This is a genomic window from Variovorax sp. P4_D9, assembly GCF_056401695.1.
The window spans coordinates 1-6,785 of the sequence record NZ_JBFUIU010000495.1 but is presented as its reverse complement, the minus strand read 5'-3'; the positions used below and the strand labels follow the sequence as shown (position 1 = coordinate 6,785).

The window sequence follows — 6,785 nt, the reverse complement described above, 5'->3', positions numbered from 1 at the left end:
GCTGTACGTCGTCCCCGAAGCTCATGGTCGGCAGCAGCGAAAGCCTAGTGCCGGCCACCGACTCGAGGCCGCTTCAGCGATGCCTGAGTGTCGGCTTTGCGGCACGCCAACATGACCTTTGAATGACTCGTGTGGGCCGCCCAAAGTTCGCCGGCCACGACTGGCTACAGTCGGCCATGAGCAGTCGGTCGCTCTGCCGCCAAGCGATGCCCGCTTTAAGTGAGTGCGGTCGTTGAGGCGTTGAATGGAAATGCTCGCTGGCGTTTGGCGATGACAGCGGCAAGGGCCTGATCGCAGTAGAGCTAGGTCACCGACGAGACGTTAGGGACTGCGCGAGCGCGTCTACTGGCCAAATGCGTCTTTGCGGCTTCTGCAACGGCTATCTCACGCGGCGTGCTGGGAACAAATGGCTGCACTGACATCGGGCGGCCGTGCGAGTCGACAGAAACGAACACGATCAGGCACTCCGTCGTTTTGATCATCGTGCCGCCTATCATATCGGCACTACGGACCTCGACAGATATGGTCATGCTCGTTTTGCCCGTGTAGGCCAGGAAGGCTTCTACCTCGACGAGGTCGCCGATTACGATCGGGTGATGAAAGTGAATCCCATCGATGAACGCAGTGACGCAATAGCGTTGGGCCCAGCCCGTGGCGCAGGCGTATCCCGCTTCGTCGATCCACTTCATGACGGTGCCGCCATGCACCTTGCCCCCGAAGTTGACAGTATTCGGGTTGGCGAGAAATCGCAAGTCGATTGCCGACATCTGTGACTCTTGCTTGCTGCGAGTACTCAATCCGATTGCGGCGGCGCAACCAATGCACCTTTGATGTCATRGCGAGCCATAGCGTCGGCAATAAATCCTGAAGATTTCATATCTTCGACGAACTCTCTTAGATAGTTGGCTGCTTCCATGCCCCTGCTGCGCGGTGTTCCCATCGCTTGCTGAATCACCATGAACCTACCCGGCAGTAGTCGCAGCCCATTCAACCTCGCTGAGTCTGAGGCAAGCTGCTGACGCACGCCCGCGGCCACGTCAACCTTCTGCGCGAGAAACTCGTCCACAACGGTAGGTGACGTGTTGGCGCGAACGATCTGGGCATTCTTGAGTTCGCGGCTCAAGTAGAGATCGTATGCGCTGCCCTTGCCGACCATGATCCGCACGCCTTCGACATCCACCTGCTCGTTGCTTTCGATCCTGGAGTTTTTTCGCACGAGGTAACTTCCCTCGATCAGGATGTAGGGTGCCGTGAACAGGAGGCCTTCGCCGCGCAGCGGATCGACGGCAAAGAAGCCAACGTCAGCCTGCTCGCCAGTGACAGCGGTCACCGATTTCCCGGCGGCATCGAACACTACGGGCTGGAGTTCAACCTGCAGGCGCTTTGCGAGTTCGGTGGCCAGGTCGACCGATACTCCGGCTGCCAGGTTCCGGCCTGCATCCCACCGTGCGAGGATTGGATTGCCAAGATTGATKGAGGCGCGCAGCACGCCAGTTGGCGCAAGCGCAGAACGGATCGTAGGCGTGACTGTCATGAGAGGGGGTCTTTCAAAAGTGAGGAGGTCTCAACGCTGTGCGCGAGACCCGATGAGCTTGGAGAAGATGCCGCTCGGTGACTCTCGGCACAGGTCGACGGTAGTTGTCTGGGAAAGGCTCTGCGAAAACCACGCCGTGATCCCAGCGCTGCGTTTTCCCACGTAGACAGGTTGGCCTGCGTCGTCGAGCTGCATGGGGAGGTCATGCCCGGGAATCAGCAACGTGCCGGGTGTACGTCGCCACGTTTCCCAGATCCGTTCCAGAGTACCGATGCTCGCAGGGCGATCACTGGTGTCACTGACGTCCATTGTGAGAAGCTCCGCGCGGTTCTTCGCTGCATCGCCTGTGAACAGCACCGGCACTTCGCTTTCTGCGAGCAGGTACATCAGGTGGCCGGGCGTATGCCCCCCGGAAGAAATGGCAGTGATCCCGGGCAGGAACTCATCACCCTCATCGAGCATGCGAACCCGGTCCAGTCGCCGCAATTCCTGAACGTAGAGTTCTGGCAAGGGATTGAAGCCGGGCTGCGCCGCAGCAGCCCACTCAAGTTCCTTGCGCCCGACCCAGATCGTTGCCTTGGGAAACAGGGTGAAGTTGACCGCGTGGTCGTAGTGCACGTGGGTCAAGACAACGTCGGTGACGTCTTTGGGCGCGACGCGGCGCTGCGCGAGCTGCTTCGAAAGGGGTTTGCGGACGCCGAACGCGCCCACGTCCACGAGCACCGCCCGCTGCGCGCCGCGCAGGAGCGAGATGGTGCTCCACCCGAGACCCCCGTGGCAAACGGCTCGCCCAGGAAAACCCTGAATCAGGACATCAACCTTGTACACGCCTACTCCGGCTTGATGTTCGCATCCTTGACGAGCGTTCCGTACCGATCAAGATCGGAGCGGATATGTTCGCCAAACGCAGCCGGGGTGCTGCCCACGATCTCGTAGCCGCCCTCGGTGGCAAGCCGGTCTGCGACTTCCTTGACCTTCAGTGCCTTGATTACTTCGTCGTGGAGGCGATCGATGATCGCCGCTGGCGTCTTCGCAGGCGCCAGCAGTCCCTGGAACTGCGTGATGTCAAACCCCTTGTAGCCGACCTCCTGCATTGTCGGCAGGCCTGGCAGCGACGACGCCCGGCGGGGACCGGAGACCGCGAACGCTCGGAGCTTTCCGCTCCGGACAAACGGCGCGGCCGTGACAACCGTGTCGAACGTAAAAGAGAGTGTGCCGCCGAGCAGATCGGCTAGCGCAGGGGCTGCGCCCTTGTACGGCACGTGCGTGAACTCTGCGCCGCTCATCAGACCGAACATGACGCCAGCCAGATGCCCTCCACCGCCCACACCGGTCGAGCCGTAGCTAAGTTGCCCCGGATTCGCCTTGGCTGTCGCCACCAGCTCCGCCAGGTTTTTGATCGGCGATGCTGTCGGAACGGTCAGGGCGTACTGGTAGCTCGTCATCAGGCTGATGGGTGAGAAATCCTTGACCGGGTCGTACGGGACCTTTGCATAGAGCACCGGGTTCACCACAAGCGGGCCGCTTGCGAGCAGGACAAGCGTGTAGCCGTCCGGGGCTGCCTTGGCCACCGCGTCCGTTCCGATCATGCCGTTGGCGCCCGGCTTGTTGTCGATGATCACGGGCACGCGCAACCCTTCGGCCATCTTCTGGCCGACGATCCGCGCCGTAATGTCCGCGGCGCCGCCGGCAACGTAGGGAACGACGATACGAATCGGCTTGCTGGGATAGGCTGATTGCGACTGCGCATCGCCTCCCGTCGCTGCCAGTAGCATCACTGCGTACAGGTGAATGGCCTTCATCTTGAGTCTCCGTGTTCTTCATGGGCAGGCCAGCTCGTGTGCGGCAGGCCTGCCCGACTGCCTATGCCTTGGCCGCGTGCTCTTCGAGCAAAGCAAGCACCGCGGGATCCAGTGCAAGGCCGTCGCGCCGATGACGCGCGAGGTTGTTCAACTCGATCTCGCCGGGCACCAGGACGGGTCGCGACGCCTCTGCGGGGGGGCTGGCATGCAGGATCGCCGCGAAGTCGTTCATCCGCTCGGTCAGCCATGCGGTGGACCCGAGGCGCCGCGTGTCGATCAGGATGAAGAAGTGCCCGAGGTTCTGTGGCTCGTCAGGCGCATCGACCCATGACTTCACATGCGTGAGATAGGCAGCGCCGGACAGGAGGCCGGCGAACAGGTCGACCAGCAGAGCGAGGCCGTAGCCTTTGTGCCCACCAATTGGAAGCAGGAAACCGTCCAGGGCGGCCGCCGGATCCGTTGTGGTCCGGCCGCCCTTGTCCGTGGCCCACGTGTCGGGAATCGATTCCCCGCGCTTGAGGGCGTTGCGGATCTTGGCGCGAGCGGCAACGCTGATGGCCATGTCGAGCAGGAACGGCTTGCCGCCGGGATTCGGCACACCAAAGCCAACCGGGCTGTTGCCCAAGCGGGCATCGCTGCCGCCCCATGGCGCGATGGTGGTGGTGGCATTGCTGCCGATGATGCTGGCGAACCCGGCCTCTGCTGCGATCAGCGAGTACGGCGAGACTGGGCCGAAATGGTTGCTGCCGCGTGCGAACGCAATGCCGACGCCGGCCTGCTTGGCCATTTCCATGGCGGCCTCCAGAGCGCGCATGCCGACAAGCGGGCCGACACCGTTGTCGCCGTCGACGCTCACGATGGCGGGCGCACGCTGTTCCACCTTGATGTCCGGTCGCGCCTTGATGCCGCCGACACTCAGGCGCTCCCCATAGGACTCGACGCGGCTGAGGCCGTGCGTCGACAAACCGAAGAGGTCTGCCGTCACCAGAATCCTGGCGACATCTTGCGCATCCTTAGGGAGCAGGCCAAGGCCCTCGAAAGCCTTCGCACCAAGTTCAAGCAACTCGGACTCCAGCAGGACTCGTTTTTCAGCAACAGTGGTGTTCATGATGTCTCGCAAAAAATGAAGTGATGAAGGGGGACTCAGTCGACCTTGAGGCCGGCCTTGCGGACCACGTTGCCCCAACGTTCGCGCTCGGCTTTGATGTATTTGGCGAATTCGGTCGGCGTCATGGGGGCCGCCGTGCTGCCGTCTTCCTCGAGCCGTGCACGTACCGCCGGCACGGTCAATGCCTTGACCGCGGCGTCATGCAGCCGGCTCACGATCTCGGTCGGCGTCTTCGCCGGCGCATGAAGACCGAACCATTGAGAGCTGTCGAAGCCGGGATAGCCGAGTTCGGCGACGGTAGGCACCGCGGGCAGCGCCGCCAGGCGTTGCGGCGAGCCGCTCGCAATGATCTTGATCTTGCCTGCCTTGGCCTGTGCAATGAAGCCCGGAGGGCCGGCAGAGGCGGCGTCCGTGTTGCCCGCCAGCAGGTCGTTGAGCTGTGCTCCCGTGCCCTTGTACGGAACATGAGTCACATCAATGTTGGCGGTGACCTTCAACATCTCGAAGGCAAGATGACCCGCGCTGCCGTTGCCGGCAGAGCCATAGTTCAGCTTGCCTGGCTTTGACTTGGCCAGCGCGATGAACTCCGGCAGGGTTGCTGCGGGCACCTTCGCTCCGACGGCGAACACCATAGGCACCTTGGCCAGCAAGGCAACTGGCTCGAAGTCCTCATCGCTGTACGGCAGCTTTGCAAACATCGCCGGATTGACAGCCAAAGTGCCCACATGCCCGAGGACGATGTTGTAGCCATCCGGTGCCGCGCGTGCCACTTCCTGCATGGCGATGATCCCGGAGCCGCCCGCCTTGTTGTCCACGATCACGGCCTGCCCCAGCGTCTTTGACATCTCGTTGGCGATCAGGCGCGCAATGACGTCAGAACTGCCACCGGGACCATAGGGCACGACGAGGCGTATCGGCTTCTCGGGCCAAGCGGCATGGGCCACAGGTATTGCGGCTGCCATCACCACGGTTGCCAGAACGCCGATCACGCGGCGCATGGAAAGGCGAAGCGAACTCCGGGTGGTGCCAACGTCAGGCGAAGTGCTCATCAATGTCTCCTTGTTGATACGGCCCTTGATTGCGGCCGCTGCTGAGGGTTGAATGTTCGCGGGGAGCCGCTTCGGTGTAAATTGCAAAGATTCGCTCTACCTTTGCGTGAAACGCATGAATTTCGATCTCGCGGATCTCCGCGCCTTTCTGTCCGTTGCGGATTTCGGTAGCTTCCGGGTTGCCTCCGAAAACTTGCACCTGTCGCAGTCGGCACTGTCTCGTCGCATAGACAAGCTCGAAATGGCGCTTGGCATCAGGCTCTTCAGCCGCACGACGCGGAAGGTGGAACTGACGACGGTCGGCAGAGCTTTCGTGCCCAGGGCTCAAAACGTCATGCGCGAACTGGAAGACGCGCTTGTCGGTATCAAGGACACGACGGAACGCATCTCTGGCCTGGTGACGATTGCTTGCGTCCCGTCTGCCGTGGGTTACTTCCTGCCAGCTGTCATAAAGCGGTTTCACGCTTCGTATCCGAAGGTACGCATCCGACTTATCGATGAATACTCCTCGGAGGTCCTTGTCGCAGTAGCAAGGGGAGATGCCGACTTTGGTTTGACGTACATCGGCACCCAAGAAGCTGACATCGATTTCGAGCCCCTGTTGGAAGAGCGATTTGTTGTCGCATGTCCCGTGGGGCATCCTCTTGCGAGGCGGAAGCGGCTGACCTGGACAGAGTTGTCGGAGTATGAGTACCTGACGCTTGCGCAGGGAAGTGGCAACCGTTTCCTAATCGATCAAGCACTCAGCCGCGTTGATCGAAAACCGCAGTGGACCTGTGAGGTGCGTCACGTCCCGGCTTTGGTGAGCCTTGTCGAAGCGGGGCTCGGCCTGGGCGTTGTCCCGCGGCTGGCAATGCCTCCAAAAGGACATTCCGGGCTGATCAGCGTCCCGCTTGAAGATCCAGAAATCACGAGGGTGATCGGGTTAATCAGGCGACGCGGGCGTGAACTCATGCCGGCGGCCCGACTGTTTCATGACATGCTCTTGCGTGCACGCGTGGACAAGGGGACTGAAGCTCGGCCGAGGCATCGGGGCGAAGACAAAACATGAATCCGTCGGTCACGCACGAAACTCATTGGACGGTGACGACTGCTTTGGCTCGCATTGTGGAAGCTCGACGAGCGTCGTCGAAGGACCGGACAGGGCCCGGAGCCGACTCTCGAACAAGATGTCGCTCGTGAAGAGATCCTCGGCCCTGAAGAGGTGTTCACGACCGGGCCGATTGCGACTGCAAACTAGCGCCCGTCAATCGGAAGCGCCAAGCGCCTTCATCCTTCATGTGCGCCACGAT

Annotated in this window: 7 protein-coding genes; 1 reads left to right on the top strand and 6 read right to left on the bottom strand. The window is 61.6% G+C overall.

All coding sequences use genetic code 11. From position 1 onward, the window contains the following. Positions 1–302: 302 nt before the first annotated feature. From AC1DY5_RS36505 to AC1DY5_RS36480, 6 genes are all read right to left on the bottom strand, one after another. Positions 303–767 carry an acyl-CoA thioesterase gene (locus tag AC1DY5_RS36505; protein WP_478119363.1) on the bottom strand — a complete coding sequence of 155 codons (465 nt, stop codon included), beginning with the start codon at positions 765–767 and terminating at the stop codon, positions 303–305. Between the two features lie 26 nt (positions 768–793). After that, positions 794–1,534 carry an ABC transporter substrate-binding protein gene (locus AC1DY5_RS36500; RefSeq protein WP_478119362.1) on the bottom strand — a complete coding sequence of 247 codons (741 nt, stop codon included), beginning with the start codon at positions 1,532–1,534 and terminating at the stop codon, positions 794–796. Between the two features lie 30 nt (positions 1,535–1,564). Next, a complete protein-coding gene (locus AC1DY5_RS36495) occupies positions 1,565–2,362 on the bottom strand; it encodes an MBL fold metallo-hydrolase (protein ID WP_478119361.1) in 798 nt (265 codons plus the stop codon). Between the two features lie 2 nt (positions 2,363–2,364). Then, the gene (locus tag AC1DY5_RS36490; protein ID WP_478119360.1) at positions 2,365–3,336 is read right to left on the bottom strand and encodes a Bug family tripartite tricarboxylate transporter substrate binding protein; all 972 of its coding nucleotides are present in this window, start codon (positions 3,334–3,336) and stop codon (positions 2,365–2,367) included. 61 nt (positions 3,337–3,397) lie between these two features. Next, positions 3,398–4,444: an Ldh family oxidoreductase gene (locus AC1DY5_RS36485; protein WP_478119359.1), complete on the bottom strand. Its 1,047-nt coding sequence runs from the start codon at positions 4,442–4,444 to the stop codon at positions 3,398–3,400. Between the two features lie 35 nt (positions 4,445–4,479). Next, positions 4,480–5,493 carry a Bug family tripartite tricarboxylate transporter substrate binding protein gene (locus AC1DY5_RS36480; RefSeq protein WP_478119358.1) on the bottom strand — a complete coding sequence of 338 codons (1,014 nt, stop codon included), beginning with the start codon at positions 5,491–5,493 and terminating at the stop codon, positions 4,480–4,482. A 115-nt stretch (positions 5,494–5,608) separates the two neighbouring features. On the opposite strand from AC1DY5_RS36480, the gene AC1DY5_RS36475 reads away from it, so the two are divergent. Then, positions 5,609–6,544 (top strand): LysR family transcriptional regulator, encoded by a 936-nt coding sequence (locus AC1DY5_RS36475; RefSeq protein WP_478119357.1) that lies wholly within the window; start codon positions 5,609–5,611, stop codon positions 6,542–6,544. The last annotated feature ends 241 nt before the right edge of the window (positions 6,545–6,785 follow it).

What these genes read in the sequence shown, in the direction of transcription:
- AC1DY5_RS36480 (WP_478119358.1), bottom strand. Translation starts at nt 5,493, where the DNA reads ATGAGCACTTCGCCTGACGTTGGCACCACCCGGAGTTCGCTTCGCCTT.
- AC1DY5_RS36485 (WP_478119359.1), bottom strand. Translation starts at nt 4,444, where the DNA reads ATGAACACCACTGTTGCTGAAAAACGAGTCCTGCTGGAGTCCGAGTTG.
- AC1DY5_RS36505 (WP_478119363.1), bottom strand. Translation starts at nt 767, where the DNA reads ATGTCGGCAATCGACTTGCGATTTCTCGCCAACCCGAATACTGTCAAC.
- AC1DY5_RS36475 (WP_478119357.1), top strand. Translation starts at nt 5,609, where the DNA reads ATGAATTTCGATCTCGCGGATCTCCGCGCCTTTCTGTCCGTTGCGGAT.
- AC1DY5_RS36490 (WP_478119360.1), bottom strand. Translation starts at nt 3,336, where the DNA reads ATGAAGGCCATTCACCTGTACGCAGTGATGCTACTGGCAGCGACGGGA.